Annotated in this window: 13 protein-coding genes; 6 read left to right on the plus strand and 7 right to left on the minus strand. The window is 57.3% G+C overall.

Translation table 11 applies throughout. The features are described from left to right. Positions 1-156: 156 nt before the first annotated feature. Positions 157-546: a RidA family protein gene (locus ACYASS_RS01240; protein WP_463584733.1), complete on the minus strand. Its 390-nt coding sequence runs from the start codon at positions 544-546 to the stop codon at positions 157-159. A gap of 347 nt (positions 547-893) precedes the next feature. Here ACYASS_RS01240 and ACYASS_RS01245 point away from each other — a divergent pair, with 347 nt between their 5' ends. Together ACYASS_RS01245 and ACYASS_RS01250 are read left to right on the plus strand one after the other, a co-directional pair. Further along, positions 894-1223 (plus strand): DUF6388 family protein, encoded by a 330-nt coding sequence (locus tag ACYASS_RS01245; protein ID WP_463584734.1) that lies wholly within the window; start codon positions 894-896, stop codon positions 1221-1223. 100 nt (positions 1224-1323) lie between these two features. Continuing rightward, positions 1324-1656: a hypothetical protein gene (locus ACYASS_RS01250; RefSeq protein WP_463584735.1), complete on the plus strand. Its 333-nt coding sequence runs from the start codon at positions 1324-1326 to the stop codon at positions 1654-1656. Between the two features lie 186 nt (positions 1657-1842). On the opposite strand, the gene ACYASS_RS01255 is transcribed toward ACYASS_RS01250, so the two are convergent. Next, a complete protein-coding gene (locus ACYASS_RS01255; RefSeq protein WP_463584736.1) occupies positions 1843-2187 on the minus strand; it encodes a 2-oxoacid ferredoxin oxidoreductase in 345 nt (114 codons plus the stop codon). Positions 2188-2268: 81 nt separating this feature from the next. Further along, positions 2269-2712: a hemerythrin domain-containing protein gene (locus tag ACYASS_RS01260; RefSeq protein ID WP_463584737.1), complete on the minus strand. Its 444-nt coding sequence runs from the start codon at positions 2710-2712 to the stop codon at positions 2269-2271. A 412-nt stretch (positions 2713-3124) separates the two neighbouring features. Here ACYASS_RS01260 and ACYASS_RS01265 point away from each other — a divergent pair, with 412 nt between their 5' ends. Further along, on the plus strand, positions 3125-4711 hold the full coding sequence (locus ACYASS_RS01265) for an ABC-F family ATPase (protein ID WP_463584738.1): 1587 nt from the start codon (positions 3125-3127) through the stop codon (positions 4709-4711). 212 nt (positions 4712-4923) lie between these two features. Here the strand turns inward: ACYASS_RS01265 and ACYASS_RS01270 are convergent, their stop codons facing one another. Next, positions 4924-6051 (minus strand): lactonase family protein, encoded by a 1128-nt coding sequence (locus ACYASS_RS01270; RefSeq protein ID WP_463584739.1) that lies wholly within the window; start codon positions 6049-6051, stop codon positions 4924-4926. Between the two features lie 174 nt (positions 6052-6225). Between ACYASS_RS01270 and ACYASS_RS01275 the strand changes: the two genes are divergently transcribed. The 3 genes from ACYASS_RS01275 (at position 6226) to ACYASS_RS01285 (ending at position 11161) form a co-directional block, all read left to right on the plus strand. After that, positions 6226-7437, plus strand: coding sequence for an MFS transporter (locus ACYASS_RS01275; protein WP_463584740.1), 1212 nt, complete (start codon positions 6226-6228; stop codon positions 7435-7437). A gap of 105 nt (positions 7438-7542) precedes the next feature. Then, positions 7543-8301, plus strand: coding sequence for an endonuclease/exonuclease/phosphatase family protein (locus tag ACYASS_RS01280; protein ID WP_243247077.1), 759 nt, complete (start codon positions 7543-7545; stop codon positions 8299-8301). 226 nt (positions 8302-8527) lie between these two features. Further along, positions 8528-11161: an autotransporter family protein gene (locus ACYASS_RS01285; RefSeq protein WP_463584741.1), complete on the plus strand. Its 2634-nt coding sequence runs from the start codon at positions 8528-8530 to the stop codon at positions 11159-11161. A gap of 128 nt (positions 11162-11289) precedes the next feature. Here ACYASS_RS01285 and glgB read toward each other — a convergent pair whose 3' ends face one another. Genes glgB through ACYASS_RS01300 form a run of 3 tightly spaced genes read right to left on the minus strand, consistent with a single transcriptional unit; the run spans position 11290 to position 18885 of the window. Then, on the minus strand, positions 11290-13521 hold the full coding sequence (gene glgB / locus ACYASS_RS01290; protein ID WP_463584742.1) for a 1,4-alpha-glucan branching protein GlgB: 2232 nt from the start codon (positions 13519-13521) through the stop codon (positions 11290-11292). Beyond that, a complete protein-coding gene (treS, locus tag ACYASS_RS01295) occupies positions 13521-16844 on the minus strand; it encodes a maltose alpha-D-glucosyltransferase (RefSeq protein ID WP_463584743.1) in 3324 nt (1107 codons plus the stop codon). The genes glgB and treS overlap by 1 nt, the downstream gene beginning before the upstream one ends. A 13-nt stretch (positions 16845-16857) precedes the next feature. Beyond that, entirely contained in the window at positions 16858-18885 is a 2028-nt protein-coding gene (locus ACYASS_RS01300; RefSeq protein ID WP_463584744.1) for an alpha-1,4-glucan--maltose-1-phosphate maltosyltransferase, read from the minus strand. Positions 18886-19121: the final 236 nt, after the last annotated feature.

Genomic DNA, 19121 nt, shown 5'->3' on the forward strand with positions numbered 1-19121 from the left:
CAATGCGATATTTCTTTAGGCGCCGCCCTTGCGTCGACGGCATCGCGCGGTCTCGTGACAACACTGGACTTGTAGGAGCTGCCGAAGGCTGCGATCGCGGTATGTCTGGATAAACGCTTCGCAGCCTTCGGCAGCTCCTACAGATGGTGGTGAAACTCAGGCTTTTTTCTTGTAAGCGATGCAGTCAATCTCGACCTTGCAGTCGACCATCATGCTGGCCTGCACGCAGGCACGAGCAGGAGCGTGTTCGGATGTGAAGTATTCGCCAAACACCTTGTTGAAGCTCCAGAAATCCCTTGGGTCTTCCAGCCAGACGCCGACCCGTACTACATCTTCCAGCCCATAACCCGCTTCGGTAAGGATCGCGACCAGATTTTGCAGCGTCTTGTGAGTTTGCTCGACGATACCGCCCACAATGATTTCGCCGTTTTCTGCGGGTACCTGACCCGAAACATGCAACCAACCGTCGGCTTCAACCGCGCGAGCGAAAGGACGCGGCTGACCGCCACCGGCAACGCTACCGGCGCCATAACGAGTGATGCTCATGAAGCTCTCCTCTCAAATAGAACTCAATCAACTGAATAAACTGTTGGAGCGAGCGGGCGGCGATCCGACTTGCCCGCGAACCAGTCGGCGCGATGACCCGGATATACCGCGTTATCGCTCTTCGCGGGCAAGCCTCGCTCCAACAATCCTATGTTGCCAAAGCGCAATGTCCGAAACGCAAGACAATCTCATACCGACACATCAATTCCGCTATAGCGGAATACAATCTGAAATAGCGGAATAATGACTCCGAGTGTGCCACAGCACTGGATGGAAAAAAACCAACGAGTATCATCAGTGACGGTCTGTTTGATCACACGCCCGGAAACACTCACTTTGGAGATCCAATGGCTACAGCAGAACATCCGCATCAATTGGCGCTGGAAACGTTTCTGGCTCAGCGTCCTGAACTGCAGCAGGAGCTGGAAAAACTCAATCCGCTAGCCGCTCAGGCTGCCGGATTGACCCGGGAACAATATCGTGAAGAGCGTTTGCATGAAGCCTTCGAGGCGCAGGCCGAGTTGCAAGGCTTGTTTGCCTGGGAGCTGACACTGCAACTGACTGCCGCAAGCCCAGAGGAATATGAAAGCCAGCGGCGTGAAGTGCACAAGGAGGTGGCGCAGATGGCCGGTATGGATTGGGTGGAATATTGCGAGCTCAACAAGCTGGAGCCTTGAGCCTGGCCAGCACACCATGACCGTTCGTCGCCACCAAGGGCACTCTAGTGCGAGAGTGGCTGACCAATATCAGGTATCGCTCATAAATTGGAGACGTACCATGATGAAGTCAAAGACGACTAACTTGTTGCTTGCAGGCCTGCTTTCACTTTCGTTTGGTTCCGCATTCGCAGCTTCCTCCAGCACCGGCCCGGTAAAGCCTGAAACGGGCGGCGTGCAAAGTGGCTCGGCAGTACCGCCTGGCACCCATCCGGCGCCATCGTCGGGCAGTACCAAGGCAGAGCCCAACGCAAACGGTCGCGCAACAGGTTCAGGTGCTGGCAAGTCGGTTGACGGCGGCACCACTGGCAGCGGCGTAGGCAAGACAGGCGCTCCTGGAAAGAACGGTCCTAACGGTACCGGCGGTGGCGCAGCAGGTTCTGACGATAATTGATCGTCACTTACACGCATGTGAAAAAGCCCGGCTCTGTGAGTCGGGCTTTTTTGCGTCGCACTTGCGTAGTTTTGCCAGAATTCACGGCGTGGGCCCCGCTTTAGCCGGGAAAGGGCCGGCGCATTCGCTGCATGACTGTGATCAGGAATATCGCCTTCCCGGCTGAAGCCCGTCCCACGAGCAAACTTACAGACAGGTCGCCAGTGCAGCGCCTCGACGTTCTGCTGCCGGATTCGACGGTGGCGCGTAATAGCGGATCGCACTTGCACCGCCTTGGGGCTGCACATCGACGAAGAACTCTGCGCCGGTGTTGTAAACCGTAAAGCCCTTCTCGGTGGACTGCATGAAGGCATCAGCCTCGGCGCCCATCAACGCTTCATCCTGCCAGGAATACTCTATGCACTGCGCAACGACCGCAGCAGCTTTCTGGCTAGAATAGGTTTTGTAGGGGCCAACAGCCCGTGCCTGGTTGGATGGCGAAGTACAACCTGCCAACACCGTCAGGGCCATTACCGAGATCAGAAGCTTCATGACAATCCTTAAGGATTAAAAGGCGGATTCTACACCGCCAGGCACCGGGCATCGAGGAAGCATGCGCGCCGCCCCACGGGTTCAAGCGTCGGTGAGTTGTTCTTCGTACTCTTTGACGTACTTACCCGCCAAGGCTTCTTTTTGTTTTTCATCAAGCAGTTTGCCCGCCATCTGAAAGAACTTCTGCTCTTCTTCCTTCAAGTGATGGTGAACCTTCTCGGACAGCTTCTTGGCGGTAGCCAGCCAGGCCGGGCTGGACATTTCAGTCTCGTCCAGCGTTTCCATCATCTCGTCCATCTCATGGTGTTCCGAGATCGCATGACGACTCAGGTCCACGCCATTGTCGTGTTCCATCAGCGGTATATAGAAGAAACGCTCTTCGGCGGTTTCGTGAGCCTGAAGTTCGGCTTTCAACTGTTTGTAGGCCTCAACACGCTCAGCGCTGTCGCCGCTGGTTTTGACCAGAATGTCGGCGTAGCCACGCTGGCGATCATGGCTTTCTCTCAGGGCTTCAAAAATATTCACGGGCTGTACTCCAGGAACAGCTTCCGAATGTGGAAGCGATGGTTACTAGACATCGGCCGCAAAGCGCCAGTTCAGTCCGCGAGTGGTGCACGTTGCTGTTTGGGCCCTGTGCCCTGTGCCAGTCACCTTATTGGCAAGTCGGTGTATCAGGGACGGCGCGCACGCGATGTATGATTAATCCTGCCTGCCATACAACTGCCACTCACTCTATGCGACAATGCGCGCCAAATTCGGCATGAATCCCGCATTCATTTCCAGTCATCCCCCCCAACGGGGCGCAGATGCTGGCTAGATATGGCCCAAAGAATGGCCCTCGGCCCGTGATAAAAATCGCCAGGGCAAAGACGGAAACGGGCATCACATCGGTACCGGCTGCTACAGCCAAATCCCAAGTTATTGAAAGGTAAGGTAATTGATCTCCACAGCGAATATCACCATGCAGTTCGGCGCCAAGCCCTTGTTCGAGAACGTCTCGGTCAAGTTTGGTGCCGGTAACCGTTACGGCCTGATCGGCGCCAACGGCTGCGGTAAATCCACCTTCATGAAGATCCTGGGCGGCGATCTGGAGCCTTCCGGTGGGCAAGTGATGCTCGAACCGAACGTTCGTCTGGGTAAACTGCGCCAGGATCAGTTCGCCTACGAAGAATTCACCGTGATCGATACCGTGATCATGGGTCACGAAGAGCTGTGGAAGGTCAAGGCGGAGCGTGACCGCATCTACTCGATGCCGGAAATGACCGAAGAAGACGGCATGGCTGTGGCCGAGCTGGAAACCGAATTCGCAGAGATGGACGGCTACACCGCCGAATCCCGCGCCGGTGAGTTGCTGCTGGGTCTGGGTATCGGCATCGAACAGCACAACGGCCCGATGAGTGAAGTTTCGCCAGGCTGGAAACTGCGTGTATTGCTGGCGCAGGCACTGTTCTCCGATCCTGAAGTGCTGCTGCTCGACGAACCGACCAACCACTTGGACATCAACACCATTCGCTGGCTGGAAAACATCCTGACCCAGCGTAACAGCCTGATGATCATCATCTCTCACGACCGTCACTTCCTGAACAGCGTGTGCACCCACATGGCTGACCTGGATTACGGCGAGTTGCGTCTGTTCCCGGGCAACTACGACGAGTACATGACCGTGGCGACCCAGTCCCGCGAGCAATTGCTGTCGGACAACGCCAAGAAGAAGGCGCAGATTTCCGAGCTGCAATCCTTCGTCAGCCGCTTCTCGGCCAACGCCTCGAAAGCCAAACAGGCCACTTCCCGTGCCAAGGCGATCGACAAGATCCAGCTGGCCGAAGTCAAGCCTTCGAGCCGTGTCAGCCCGTTCATCCGTTTCGAGCAGACTAAAAAGCTGCACCGTCAGGCGGTCATCGTCGAGCGCATGGCCAAAGGCTTCGACGGCAAGACACTGTTCAAGGACTTCAGCTTCCAGGTTGAAGCTGGCGAGCGCGTGGCGATCATCGGCCCGAACGGTATCGGCAAGACCACCCTGCTGCGCACGCTGGTCAACGAACTGACTCCGGACGCCGGTAGTGTCAAGTGGACCGACGCCGCGGAGCTGGGTTACTACGCTCAGGATCACGCTCACGACTTCGAAAATGACGTGACGCTGTTCGACTGGATGGGCCAGTGGACTCAGGGCGAGCAAATGATTCGCGGTACTTTGGGCCGGATGCTGTTCTCCAACGACGAGATTCAGAAATCGGTCAAAGTGATCTCCGGTGGTGAGCAAGGTCGCATGCTGTTCGGCAAGCTGATCCTGCAAAAGCCAAACGTGCTGATCATGGACGAACCGACCAACCACCTGGACATGGAATCCATCGAAGCGCTGAACCTGGCACTGGAAAACTATCCAGGCACGTTGATATTCGTCAGCCACGACCGTGAGTTCGTGTCCTCGCTGGCCACCCGCATCATCGAGCTGACCCCGGACGGCGTGACCGACTTCAGCGGCACCTACGATGACTACCTGCGTAGCCAGGGTGTGGTGTTCTGATTGGCCTGATCAATCTCTGAGCTTGCAAAACCGGTAGGAGCCAACTTGTTGGCGAAGCGGAGTGTCATGCAGTAAGGCTGTTACTGGAATGGCGCCTCGCGAACAAGTTCGCTCCTACCGGGGTAGCACTACAGTTCCGAGACCTTTCTCAGAGCCTCAAAACGAAAAAGCCCGGTCAATCTGACCGGGCTTTTTTCATTTCCAGACAAGCATTACTTGAGCTGCAACACCTCAATCCACAACGCGCCCTTGCCGGACTCGGCTTCACTGACACGCGTCAGTGCGCCCTTGTCACCCACCCCGTAAACACCCACCTTGTCGGCTTTCTCACCGGTCACCAATAGCCATTTACCATTGGGCGAGAAGGCGATGTTGCGTGGCTGCTTCTCTTCCACCGGGTAGTTATCAAGGAAGGTCAGCGCACCGGTTGCGCCATTGACAGCGAATGCTGATACCGAACTGGTGGTGCGTTCAGTCATGAACAGCAACTTGCCGTCTGGCGACAAACGCAGGTCAGCCGCCCAGATGCGCGGCGTCGGATCGTCTTTCAAATCGTTGTTGCTCGCATCACGCACTTCGCCGTGGACCAGCTTCAGGCGTCCCGGAATACCGCTGGCTTGTGCGACTTGCGTCAACGCACCGGTTTTGTCGTCAATCGAGAACGCTGTGACAGTGCCGCTCATCTCGCCGTCGACAAACAGAAACTTGCCATCACTGGAAAACGCCAAATGCCGTGGCCCGGTTTTGGCAGGCACGCTGACGAAACCACTGCCGATTGGCGTCAGCGCTCCGGTCTTGTCGTCCAGCCGATACTGCAGCACGTGGTCGGCACCGAGATTGCCGGCGTAGGCGAAACGGTTGCTCGGGTCGGTGCGTACAGAGTGCGCATGCGGACCGGTTTTGTAGGTCTGGATTTTGTCGTCAGGCTTCTTCGCCGCATCAATAGCCTGAACCGTAATGGCGTCAGCGCCGTAAGACGCGCCCATCAAAAAGCGACCGCTGCGGTCAGTAGACAGGTAAGCCAGGCTCTCGGCCAGCGGGCCTCGGGATAGGTCAGTCAAGTGCCCGCTTTTGGCATCAATGCTGAAGCCCAGGACCTGGAAGGGTTTGACCCGCAACGCGGCATAAAGGACTTTACCGTCCGGGCTGATCGCCATCGGGTTAACCATATCCCCCGCTTTGGTCTGCTCCACCAGACTCAGCTTACCGCTCGCTTCATCAAGGCTGTACTGGGAAATCAGTCCGTCAACAGGGCTGGAAATGTAAGCGAAAGTCGAGGCATTGGCGTTCATGCTTAACCCGCAGATAACGGCCGCAGCCATGAGAAGAGGTTTGCTCACAGTAAGGATCCTTTGTTTTTATGATTGTGGTCAGTCATCCTATGACTACCTGAGAATTCCAGCAATTACTGTTTTACAAATTGTTGCGCCTTCACATCGTTAGCATGCTTTCATTTGTTTGCGTGCAAGGCCATGATGTGGCCACTCCCTACCGCCTGCCAGCGAAAGAGCCCCATGTCTGTTGCCACCCCGCCGCCCGTTGCACAGCCCAGCTCCATGACGATCACCCTGCAGATCGTTTCCGTGGTTTTCTACACCTTCGTTGCCTTCCTCTGTATCGGCTTGCCGATCGCGGTGCTGCCCGGTTATGTGCATGACCAGCTAGGCTTCAGCGCAGTAGTCGCGGGCCTGGTGATCGGCTCTCAATACCTGGCCACCCTGCTCAGCCGCCCAACAGCAGGCAAGATTTGCGACACCATCGGCACCAAGCTCGCAGTGGTGTACGGAATGTCTGGTATCGCGATCAGCGGCGTGTTGACCCTGGCCGCAGCGCTGCTCGAACACCTGCCCGAAGTCAGCCTGACCATCCTCATCGTTTCCCGGCTGTTCCTGGGCGTCTCGCAAGGCCTGATCGGCGTGGGCAGCATCAGTTGGTGCATCGGCAAGGTCGGTCCGGAGCACACGGCACGCGCGATTTCCTGGAACGGTATCGCCTCCTACGGCGCCATCGCCATCGGCGCGCCGCTGGGCTACCTGATGAGTCATGAGCTGGGCTTCTTCACCCTGGGTATCGCGCTGACGGTGATGGCCTCCCTGTCATTACTGGTCATCCGTAAACAAACGGCACCGCCGGTGATCAAGGGCGAGCGCCTGCCCTTCTGGTCGGTGTTTGGCCGCATTGCTCCTTACGGCCTGAGCCTGACCCTCGCGTCGATCGGCTACGGAACCATGACCACCTTCATCACCCTGTTCTACGTCAGCCGCGGCTGGGAAGGTGCAGCCTGGTGCCTGAGTGTCTTTGGCGTATGTTTTATTGCCGCACGGCTTTTGTTCATCGGTGCGATCAATCGCCTGGGCGGCTTTACCTCAGCCATTCTGTGCATGGCAGTGGAAACGCTGGGGCTGGTGTTGCTGTGGGTTTCGCCCAATACCGCCTTTGCGCTCACTGGCGCGGGCCTGACTGGCCTTGGATTGTCACTGGTGTATCCGGCGCTGGGTGTCGAAGCGATCAAGCAAGTGCCGTCCAGTAGTCGCAGTGCTGGCTTGAGTGCTTACGCAGTGTTCTTCGATCTGGCGCTGGCGATTGCCGGACCCATCATGGGCGCAATCGCATTGGGGTTGGGCTATTCGTGGATTTTCTTCTTTGCTTCGCTGCTGTCGATTGGCGGACTGGGCCTCACGGTGCTGCTGTCTCGCCGTGCTAAGGCCCAGGTTAGCGGGGCATAAAAAAGATGAACTGGTGCATCACGTGCCAGTCCGATCTACATACCCGTTTATAGGAGCATCCGCGTGCCCCCTGATCCAGCTGGCGTTAATGCCGACGTAGTGGACATGAGTGATATCCCTGATATTCATCGCTTGCGCGTGCTGACGGTGAATACCCACAAAGGCTTTACCGCGCTCAATCGCCGTTTCATTTTGCCCGAGCTGCGCGAGGCCGTTCGCAGCACCAGCGCCGATCTGGTCTTCCTTCAGGAAGTATTGGGCAGCCATGAACGGCACGCGTCCCGACACGCTGACTGGCCGGAAACCTCTCACTACGAATTTCTCGCCGACAGTATGTGGAGTGACTTCGCCTACGGTCGCAATGCGGTGTATCCCGACGGCCACCACGGCAACGCGATACTGTCCAAATACCCGATCCTGCAACATCGTAATCTGGATATTTCGATCACCGGGCCCGAGCGTCGCGGCCTGCTGCACTGTGTTCTACAAGTGCCTGGCCATGATGAAGTCCACGCCATCTGCGTACACCTGAGCCTGCTGGAAAGTCATCGTCAGCTACAACTGGATTTACTCTGCAAGCTACTGGACTCTCTGCCCAGCCATGCACCGGTGATCATCGCGGGGGATTTCAACGACTGGCAGTTGCGCGGCAACAAACGCCTGGCCCGTTGTGAGTATTTACACGAGGTGTTCGAGCGCCATCACGGCGCGCTCGCCAAATCCTACCCTGCGCGCTTCCCGATGCTGCGTCTGGACCGGGTTTACCTGCGTAACGCCACCAGCCATGAACCGCGAATTCTGGGTAACAAGCCTTGGACGCACCTCTCGGACCACCTTCCCTTGGCAGTTGAAGTCCATCTGTAATCGCCGTTGCGTATAAAAACCATCATAAAGACTTGTGGTTGGTCAATTTGTTGACGGGCCGCAGGTTGTATCCTTAACTTCGATGGTTACCCGTTGAAATGATTGCTTATTGAAAAGCAGTCCGGATTCCGGGTCGGCTGCACCGCAGTCGCTCGGCTAAAGCGCGGTTGCCGGGCATTGATAAAGCAGTGAAAGCCTCCCTGACCTCGCAGCATGGAGCGCGGTCATGAGAAAAATACTGTTTCGTCACGGTGTGACTGGCTGCACGCTCATCGCCCTGGCAATAGCCTTCACCCCCAACCCGACCCATGCGGCCTGTGACCTGAACTCCACCATCGGCTCCGACATCCAGATTTGTGACAGCGGCAGCAGTGGCCCATTGACCAACCCAGGCGGCAACAACACGCTGATTTTTCCTGCGGGGGGCACAGGCGCCATTATTGGCAATGTGTCATTCGGTGTCGGCCAGGACCGTATCGAGATGAACTCCGGCAGCATCGTTGGCGACTTCAATCAAGGCGCCGGGGTGGATACTTTTCGCATTACGGCGGGCGAAATCACTGGCGATGTGAATCAGAGCTTTGATCCTGATGATTTTTTCATGAGTGGCGGGACAATGCGTTCACTCACTCAAGGCGACGGCCTGGACACCTTTCTCATAACTGGCGGCGCAATCAGCAATGCTTTCGAGGACGGCGACATCGCACGTATGACCGGTGGTTCCATCGGCCGGGTCGACATGAAGCTGGATAACAACCTGTTCGATATGTCTGGCGGTAGCATCATCAATAATCTGGTGGCCGGGTTTGGTCGGGACACAATTATTTTGTCCGGGGGAAGCATTGGCGGCGTGATCAGTGTCAGTGGTGGCGACGACACCATCACCGTCTCTGGCGGCGAGGCCAAAGGCGGGATTCGCACCAGCTTCGGCAACGACACGTTCAGCTGGCGCAATGCCGGGTTTATCCGAGGCTCGGTACTGATGGCGGACGGCAATGACCGCGCCTTCCTGACCAATCTCAGCGAAGCAACGCTGGGAGCCAACCCGCTGCTTGATGGCGGAGCTGGCATCGACCTGCTCACTTTCAATGCGGTCAACACATCCGTCCCGGCTCGTTATGCCAATTGGGAGACGGTGAACCTGAGCAACGGCAGCCTGTTGGAGCTCAATGGCGAAATGGTACTCGGGGATACAGCGAGCGGCACCGGCGTATTGAACGTCGACGCCAGTAGCGCCCTGACGTCGGTTTCCGGTCGCATCCGCCCGTTCACGGCGGCGCAATCAGCAACGCTGAACAGTGCCGGCACACTGGACTTGAGCCGCAATGACAGCGCGACGGACACCCTCTCCGTCAACGGCAACTACGCAGGCAACAACGCCAGGTTATTGCTGCAATCGGTACTGGCTGACGATGCATCGCCCAGCGACAGATTGGTGGTTTCACAAGGCAGCCTGTCCGGTACAACGCAAATCAACGTCAGCAATCTGGGCGGGCTGGGCGCTGCAACTGCGCTAAATGGTATTCAGGTCGTAGAGGCCACTAACGGCGCCACCAGTGAAAACACCGCGTTTTCACTGGGCAACTCATTGTCGGTCGGCGCTTACGACTATTACCTGTTCAAAGGCGGCGCCACGGCGGGATCAGAAAACAGCTGGTTCCTGCGCTCAACCGTGCTGGTGCCCCCTCTTGCACTGGCCGTCCCCGAACCAGAAGCGCCAGCGCCTTTACCTCCAACTCAACCCTCCCAGCCCGTTATACCACCAACAACGCCCACGGTACCCGCCAATCCAGGCATATCAATCCCCCCGACAACCGCCCCTGTGCAACCAGCTGCATTTGCGCCAGTGGCAGCCGTCGGCACGCCACCGCTACCGACGGCGGTGGCCGGTGCAGCTCCGATTCCCCTTTACCGGCTCGAAGTCCCGAACTACGCCGTAGTGCCTCCGGCCGCTGCGGTGCTGACGCTGATGTCGCTGGGCACTTTCCATGACCGTCAGGGTGAGCAGAGCCTGTTAACAGAGTCAGGTTGGGCTCCGGCGGGCTGGGCGCGGGTATTTGGCAGCAGTGTCAGACAAAGCTGGTCCGGTACTGTTAATCCCAAACTTGACACCTCGCTCAAAGGCTATCAAGTCGGTCACGACGTTTATGCCGTACAACACGGCAATGGCCGCATTCAACGCGGTGGGCTGTTTGCCGGGCATAGCCAACTCGACGGTGACGTAAAAGGCTTCGCGGGCGGGTTTCAGGATCGTAAAACCGGCAAGCTGAAACTCGAAGGTGACAGCCTCGGGCTTTACTGGACACTGACCGACCCCAAGGGCTGGTATATCGATGCCGTCGCCATGGGCACCCGTCTGGATGGCTACAGCCGTTCGGATCGAGGTGTACGCATCGACACCGAAGGGCATGCCGTGACGTTGTCCGTTGAAGCCGGTTATCCCCTTCCTGTGAGCGGGAACTGGGTTATCGAACCGCAAGCGCAATTGATCAGTCAGCACATCAAACTCGACAGCCAGAACGACGGTATTTCAGAGGTATCGTTCGACTCTCAGGCCTGGAATACAGCCCGGCTGGGCGCGCGTCTAAAAAGCACTTACAAGGTCAGCGGTTTGCCCGTCGAGCCTTACGTGCGCACGAATCTGTGGCACAACTTCGATGGCGAGGACACCGTCACTTTCAATCACACTGACAGGATCAACACCGAGCACCGATCCACCTATGCCGATGTAGGCGCAGGCATCGTCGCCACTGTATCCCCCGGGGTAAGCGTTTATCTCAGCGTGGATTACAGCGGCGATCTGGATGATGAGGATTTGAGTGGAGTGGCGGGCAATGCCGGGGTGCGGGTGAGTTGGTGATCTGCAGACGATCCACCCTCGGGGTGCTCCCATCGCGGGCAAGCACCGCTCCCACAGGAGATCGAGGTCCATCTGTGGGAGCAGTGCTTGGCCGCGATAAGTGCAGCACGGTCTTTCAGATTAAGCGATTAGCCCTCACTCGCCCTCGGCTTGAGAATCAACACCGCCAGCGGTGGCAGGTTCAATGACAGGGATACGGGCTGACCATGACTCTTGATCTCGTCAGCATGCACACCGCCGCCATTGCCCAGGTTTGAGCCTGCGTACATTTCTGCATCGCTGTTAAGCAACTCGACCCAGTTACCGCCATAGGGCACACCCACGCGATAAGCCTCGCGCGGGACTGGCGTGAGGTTGGCAACCACCAGCAAAGGTTCGCCCTCCTTACTCCAGCGCATGTAGGCGAACACGCTGTTGGCGGCGTCGTCGCCGATCAGCCACTGGAAGCCCATCGGCTCGGTGTCGCGCTCGTGCAGTGCTTTTTCTTCGCGATAGACCCGGTTAAGGTCGCTCACCAGTTTTTTCACTCCGATGTGCTCGGCGTATTGCAACAGGTACCAGTCCAGTTGCTCATCGTGGTTCCATTCACGCCACTGCCCAAACTCACAGCCCATGAACAACAGCTTCTTGCCTGGATGGGTCCACATGAACGTCAGATAAGCCCGCAAGTTGGCAAACTTTTGCCAGCGATCCCCAGGCATTTTGTCGATCAGCGAATGCTTGCCATGCACCACTTCGTCGTGAGAAATCGGCAGGATGAATTTCTCGGACCAGGCGTACATCAGACCGAAGCTCAGCTCGCCGTGGTGGTGAGCGCGATGAACCGGGTCCTGCTGCATGTAGTGTAGCGTGTCGTGCATCCAGCCCATGTTCCACTTATAGGCAAAGCCCAGACCACCCTGTTGGGTGCTCTGGCTGACGCCAGGCCAGGCGGTAGACTCTTCAGCGATCACCAGCGTACCCGGCGCTTCCAGAGCGACGACATCGTTGAGGTGGCGCAAAAAGTCGATTGCCTCAAGGTTCTCACGACCACCAAAACGGTTGGGCACCCACTCACCGGCTTTGCGCGAATAGTCGCGATAAAGCATCGATGCCACAGCGTCTACTCGCAGGCCGTCGATATGGTAATGCTTGAGCCAGTGCAGCGCCGAAGCCAGCATGAAACCGTGTACTTCGGTGCGACCCAGGTTGTAGATCAGCGTGTCCCAGTCCTGATGAAAGCCTTCCTGGGGGTTGGCATATTCGTACAGGGCGGTGCCATCGAACTGTGCCAGTCCGTGGGTATCGGTAGGAAAGTGCGCAGGTACCCAGTCCAGAATCACGCCGATTTCGGCCTGGTGACACGCGTTGACGAACGCGGCGAAATCTTCCGGTGAACCATAACGTGCAGTCGGTGCGAATTGGGCGAGAAGCTGATAGCCCCACGATCCACCGAACGGGTGTTCCATGATCGGCATCAGCTCGATATGGGTGAACCCCAGTTCTTTAACGTATGGAATCAAGCGATCAGCCAGCTCACGCCAGTTGTACTGACGCCACTGGCCTTCATCGTTCTGTTCCATCTGCCATGAGCCGGCATGCAGCTCATAGATCGACAGCGGCGCATTGGCCGCATGACGCTCGCCGCGCGATTGCAGCCAATCGTTGTCGTGCCATTCAAATTGCAGCGGAGCAGAGACTTTCGACGCGGTGTCCGGTGGCAACGTCGTCGCCAATGCCATCGGGTCGGACTTGAGCGGCAGAATCCCGTGGGCGCCCAGAATCTCGAACTTGTACAGCTCACCTGGCTGCAGGCGCGGGACGAACACCTCCCAGACTCCGGTAGGGTGGCGCAGGCGCATCGGATGACGACGTCCGTCCCAATTATTGAAGCTACCAACCACCGAGACGCGTCGGGCGTTGGGTGCCCAGACAGCGAAGCGCACCCCCTGAATACCTTCCACCGTGGTCAATTGGGCACCCAGGCAACTGCTCAGATCGCGATGGTTACCTTCGGCAAACAGGTAGAGGTCCATCTCGCCCAGCAGCGGGCCAAAACTGTAGGGGTCTTCGGTGATTTGCTCGCCACCGGCCCAGTTTATCTTCAACAGATAAGGTTGAACCTGAGCAAAACGCCCAATAAAGAAACCTGGAACTGCGCTCATTTCCAGCGCGCCCAGCTCATGCCCTCCTTCGCGGGCCAGCACCGTTACGCTCAGCGCGTCGGGCAGGTAAGCACGAATGATCTGACCATTGGCCCCATCACCATGGGGACCCAGTATCGAGAAGGGATCACGGTGTTCAGCACGGATCAATGCATCCATGTCTACAGCTGCGGGCATCAGTCGCGGGCCCGCGCCGGTTTTGTCAGGCGCATTCATCAAGACTCTCCATCAGACAGATTGAGCAACCCACGCAAACCTTGCAACGGCACGGACAACCAGGTCGGGCGGTTCTCAGCTTCGTAGACCACTTCATAAGCGGTTTTTTCCAGGGTGAACAGCTCAAGCGCTGCGGCCTCACCCTTGGCGTCTTTCCAGGCGTGGGCCAATCCGGCAGTTGCCGAACGATAACCTTCGATGAAGGCTTCACGCGCCTGGTTCAAATAAGTTTCAGCAACTCGCCGACGCGCTGCACCGGCTTCCGGCGATGTGTCGACACTTTGGGCGCTGCGTACCGCCATCGCCGCCGCGTAATCGAACGAGCGCAACACACCGCTGACGTCCTTGAACGGGCTGTACTTGGCGCGGCGCTCCTGCACCGAACGCGCAGGTTCACCTTCAAAGTCGATCAGGTAAGCATCGCCCTTGACCACCAATACCTGGCCAAGGTGCAGGTCACCGTGAACCCTGATACGCAGACCTCCCACCGAGCGTTTGGCCAATGCTTGCACATGCGCCAGAACTTTCTTGCGGTTGACCAGCAAATCACTGACCAACTGCTGATCAACCGGTTCCAATGCACTTTTGTTCTGCTCCAGCAATTGCAGCGCATGCTCCATTTGTGCAACGACGCTTTTGCCGGAAGCCTGGCTGTCTTTGACGCTGGTGACCTCAACCGCAAAATCCGGATTGTCCGTTGAAGCCGCCAGCACCTGGTGCATTTCCCCCAGACGAAGCCCCAGATTACCGGCGAAATCCTTCAATTCCAGCAAGGCGTTGTAATGCTGTTCCTGGCCGGAAACACTGTGGGACATCTCGTCACGCACAGCGCGTTCCAGATTGTTTTGAGTCCATTCCCACGCATCGCCCTGATTGCTCAGATACCCTTGGGCAATCATCAGCAAATGATGCTGGCCGTCATTGCCGACACGCACAACTGAACCCAGCAGCGGCGAGATGTACTGGTAACCGGCATTGGTCAGATAAGCGCCCATTTCCAGTTCCGGATGAATGCCCGGATTGACCCGGCGAATCATCTTCAGCACCAGGCTGCTGCCTACCACCACCGAGCTGTTGGACTGCTCGGCAGACAGGTAGCGCACTTCCGACTCATTACTCAAACCCAGCGGTTGCAGTTGCGAAGTGTGCTCGAAGCGCAACTCCCCTTCACTGCTCTGCAGCGCGGTTTGCACTTGCATGCCGTGTACCACCGCGCGAATAAAAGTTTCCAGAGTGAAAGCGTCGGTTACCAGACCCACCTGACGGCCCCGGCGTACGCGGGCCAAAGCCAGTTGCTGTGGCAAGGCGCTGCTGATGTCATCCTCAGCGAGCATGCCAAACGGCAGTTGGTAGCGTGCTTGATGATCGCCCGCCGTGACTTCGATTTCGCTAAGCAGAACCGGATGCGCGGCATCGCCAAAGCGCACCGCATAAGCGATGTGCACTTTGTCGATGGTTTTGTCCTTTGCGGCAAACCAGCGGCGCTTCGGCAGATAGAGCGCCAGCGAATTCTGTTCCATCACTGTGCGCAAGGGCTCTTCGAGCAATTCTTCGAGGCGTTTTTTCAGGACCATGGTCGGGAAGTCCGGCATGCTTTGCGCAGGCTCCACATGCCAACTCGGCATCTGGTTTTCTGCGGCGAGCAAGAACCAATAAAAGCCATAAGGCGGTAAGGTCAACAGATACGTCAGTTGGCCAATCGGTGGGAAAGCGCTGCCGCCGAGCATTTCAACCGGGACCGTGCCGGCATAGGCTGAAAGCTCCAGTTCGGCGGCCTGCGAGGCGCTGGACATATTGGCAACACACAAAATGATCTCGGTCTTGCCATCCGGCCCGGTGTATTCACGGGTATAGGCCAGGATCCGGCGATTACTCGGCGACAGCATTTTCAGCACGCCACGACCAAACGCCTTCTGTTGTTTGCGCACCGCCAACATGCGCCGGTTCCAGTTAAGCAGCGAATGCGGGTCGTTGTTCTGGGTCTCGACATTGACCGACTGAAAGCCGTACAGCGGGTCCATGATGGGCGGCAACACCAGGCTGGCCGGATCAGCGCGCGAGAACCCGCCGTTACGGTCGATGGACCACTGCATCGGCGTGCGGACCCCATCACGGTCGCCCAGATAGATGTTATCGCCCATGCCAATCTCGTCGCCGTAGTACAACGTGGGCGTGCCTGGCATAGACAAAAGCATGCTGTTGAGCAGCTCGACACGTCGACGATCCCGCTCCATCAGCGGAGCCAGACGGCGACGAATCCCCAGATTGATGCGTGCCCTACGGTCTGCTGCGTAGTAGTTCCACAGGTAATCACGCTCACGGTCAGTGACCATTTCAAGGGTCAGCTCATCGTGGTTACGCAGGAAAATCGCCCACTGGCAGTTGGCCGGAATTTCCGGCGTCTGGCGCAGGATATCGGTGATCGGAAATCGGTCCTCCTGAGCCAGCGCCATGTACATGCGCGGCATCAGTGGAAAGTGAAACGCCATATGGCATTCATCACCGTCATCACCCTTGGTATCACCGAAGTACAGCTGGGTATCTTCCGGCCACTGATTGGCCTCTGCCAGCAGCATGCGATCCGGGTAATTGGCGTCGATTTCAGCACGGATCTGTTTGAGCACCGCGTGGGTCTCGGGCAGGTTTTCGTTGTTGGTGCCGTCGCGTTCGATCAAATACGGAATGGCATCCAGACGCAGGCCGTCGATCCCCATGTCCAGCCAGTAGCGCATGACTTCGAGCACCGCTTTCATGACCTGCGGATTATCGAAATTCAAATCCGGCTGGTGCGAATAGAAACGATGCCAGAAGTACTGCCCGGCGACCGGATCCCAGGTCCAATTGGAGGTCTCGGTATCGAGAAAAATGATCCGGGTGCCGTCGTACTTGTCGTTGGTGTCGGACCAGACGTAGAAATCACGGGCCTTGGAGCCCTTCTTGGCGGTACGCGCCTTTTGAAACCAGGGGTGCTGATCCGAGGTGTGATTGATGACCAGCTCAGTGATCACCCGCAGCCCGCGTTTATGCGCCTCGGCAATAAACTTTTTGGCATCCGCCATGGTGCCGTAGTCGCTGTGGACACCGCGATAGTCAGCGATGTCATAGCCGTCATCGCGGCGCGGGGACGGGTAGAACGGCAATAGCCAGATGGTATTCACGCCCAGTTCGGCGATGTAGTCGAGCTTGGAGATCAAGCCCGGAAAATCACCGATCCCATCGTTGTTAGAGTCATAAAAAGACTTTACATGGACCTGATAAATCACCGCATCCTTGTACCAGAGCGGATCCTTGATGAAGGCCGCGCTCTTGGGTTTCTTCGCCATAGCTCATTCCCTGTTAGTTGGACTGGATACGCCAGATGCCGAAAGGCTGATACGAAGGATCGATACGCATGAACTGGTTTTTCCCGTACCAGGTCCAGCGGTGTCCGGTCATTAAATCTTCCCCGGAAGTCGCTGCATCATCTGGCAAACCCATCTCCCACAAAGGCAACTCGAAATGCGCTTCCTGCGCATTGAATGGATCAAGGCTGACGGCAACCAGAATGAAGTTGCTGCCATCGGCGCTGCGCTTGCCGAAGTACAGAATGTTGTCATTCCAGACTGTATAAAGCTTCAGGCCCAGGTGCGTCTGCAACGCCGGATTCTGACGCCGGATGCGATTGAGTTGGGCAATCTCGGCAATGATATTGCCCGGCGCCGTGTAGTCCCGAGGTCGGATCTCATACTTCTCGGAATTCAGGTACTCTTCCTTGCCTGGCACGGGCGCCGACTCACACAACTCAAAGCCGGAATACATACCCCACAGGCCAGAACCCATGGTTGCAAGCGCTGCCCGAATCAGAAATCCGGCACGTCCGGATTCATGCAAAAAGTGTGGGTTGATGTCCGGCGTATTAACAAAGAAATTCGGCCGGTAGCAATCGCGCCAAGGCGCTTCATTAAGCTGCGTGAAATATTCGGACAACTCGGCCTTGGTGTTACGCCAGGTGAAATAGGTGTAGCTCTGGGAGTAACCAACCTTGCCCAGCCGCGCCATCATCGCTGGCTTGGTGAACGCCTCTGCGAGAAACATCACGTCCGGGTGCTGGCTGCGAATGTCATCGATCATCCACTGCCAGAATGGCAGCGGTTTGGTGTGCGGGTTGTCCACCCGGAAGATCTTAACCCCCTCCTCGACCCAACCCAGCACCACATCACGCAACTCCAGCCACAGCCCGGGTACTGCATCGGGTGCGTAGAAGTCGACGTTGACGATGTCCTGATATTTCTTTGGCGGGTTCTCCGCGTAACGGATCGTGCCGTCGGGGCGCCAGGTGAACCAGCCCGGATGTTCCTTGAGCCAAGGGTGATCCTGAGAACACTGAATGGCGAAGTCCAGAGCGATCTCCAGTCCGTGGTCGGCCGCTGCCGCGACCAGGTTGCGGAAATCTTCGCGGCTGCCCAACTGCGGGTGGATTGCTTCATGGCCGCCGTCTTCACTGCCAATAGCGTACGGGCTGCCTGGATCATCCGGGCCTGCCGTCAGGGAGTTGTTCGGACCTTTACGATGTGCGCGTCCAATCGGGTGGATCGGCGGGAAATACAGCACGTCAAAACCCATGTCGCGGATCATGGGCAGTCGGGAATGCACATCCTTGAAGGTGCCGTGACGATTCGGATCATCGGTGATCGAACGCGGAAACAACTCATACCAACTGGCAAATTGCGCGAGCTCGCGCTCCACATCCAGCGGGAACTCGACGCTGCGGCTCAGAAACGCATGATTGTCAGCCTGACTCATCAAGGCCGACGTTTCGCTGTTCAGCAACTGCGCCACTCTTGCCTCGGGCTCCGCGCGCTCCAGCTCACCCAGAACACGGAGTATCTGCGCCTTGAGCTCACCGGAACTTCGTTCTGCAGCATGTTCAAGATGAATCCGGCCTTCGGTCAACTCCAACTCGATGGACACGCCTGCGCCAAACTTCTTCTCAAGCTCGTAGCGATAACTGGCGAACTGGTCGATCCAGGCTTCGAGCCGGAAGATATATCGACTCACAGCAGTCGGCGTGAATTCGCCGACCCAGCTGTCATTGCCCAGATCCTGCATGGACGCGCTGTGCCAGGTGTCTTCGGTAGCCGAACGCCAGCGAATTTGCACAGCCAGTTTGTCGTGACCGTCAGCAAATACCTTGCTGGTCACCGTGACGGGCTGGCCAATGATCCCTTTGACAGCAAAAAGCCCACCTTCAATAACCGGCGTCGTGTCTTCAATCACAATGCGCGGCAGTTGCAAGGCTTGGGTCAAAGGTAGGGGTCGAGTCGGGTGTGGTACATCACTGGCCAGGGAATCCGGGCCGTACGGTTGATCAGCGGTCACATTCATCGAGCATCACTCCTCACGCCCCTGGGGACGCTCCTGTGCAATCCATGCATGAAGATGGTCAGGCCGCCGTACCGCTGGCTACCTGAGCAAGAATTTTCTGGCAGCCACAGTCGAGAGACTGAATCCGGCCTGCTGGTTTCCGAGCAGTCACGGACGGGAAAAGTTCAAAGAGGTTTGCAGTCAGGCAACACAAGACGACTGTCAGCTTAGACGGAGATTGATCGTTCGCTTGTCGA

It is taken from the genome of Pseudomonas sp. HP_14, from assembly GCF_055283875.1.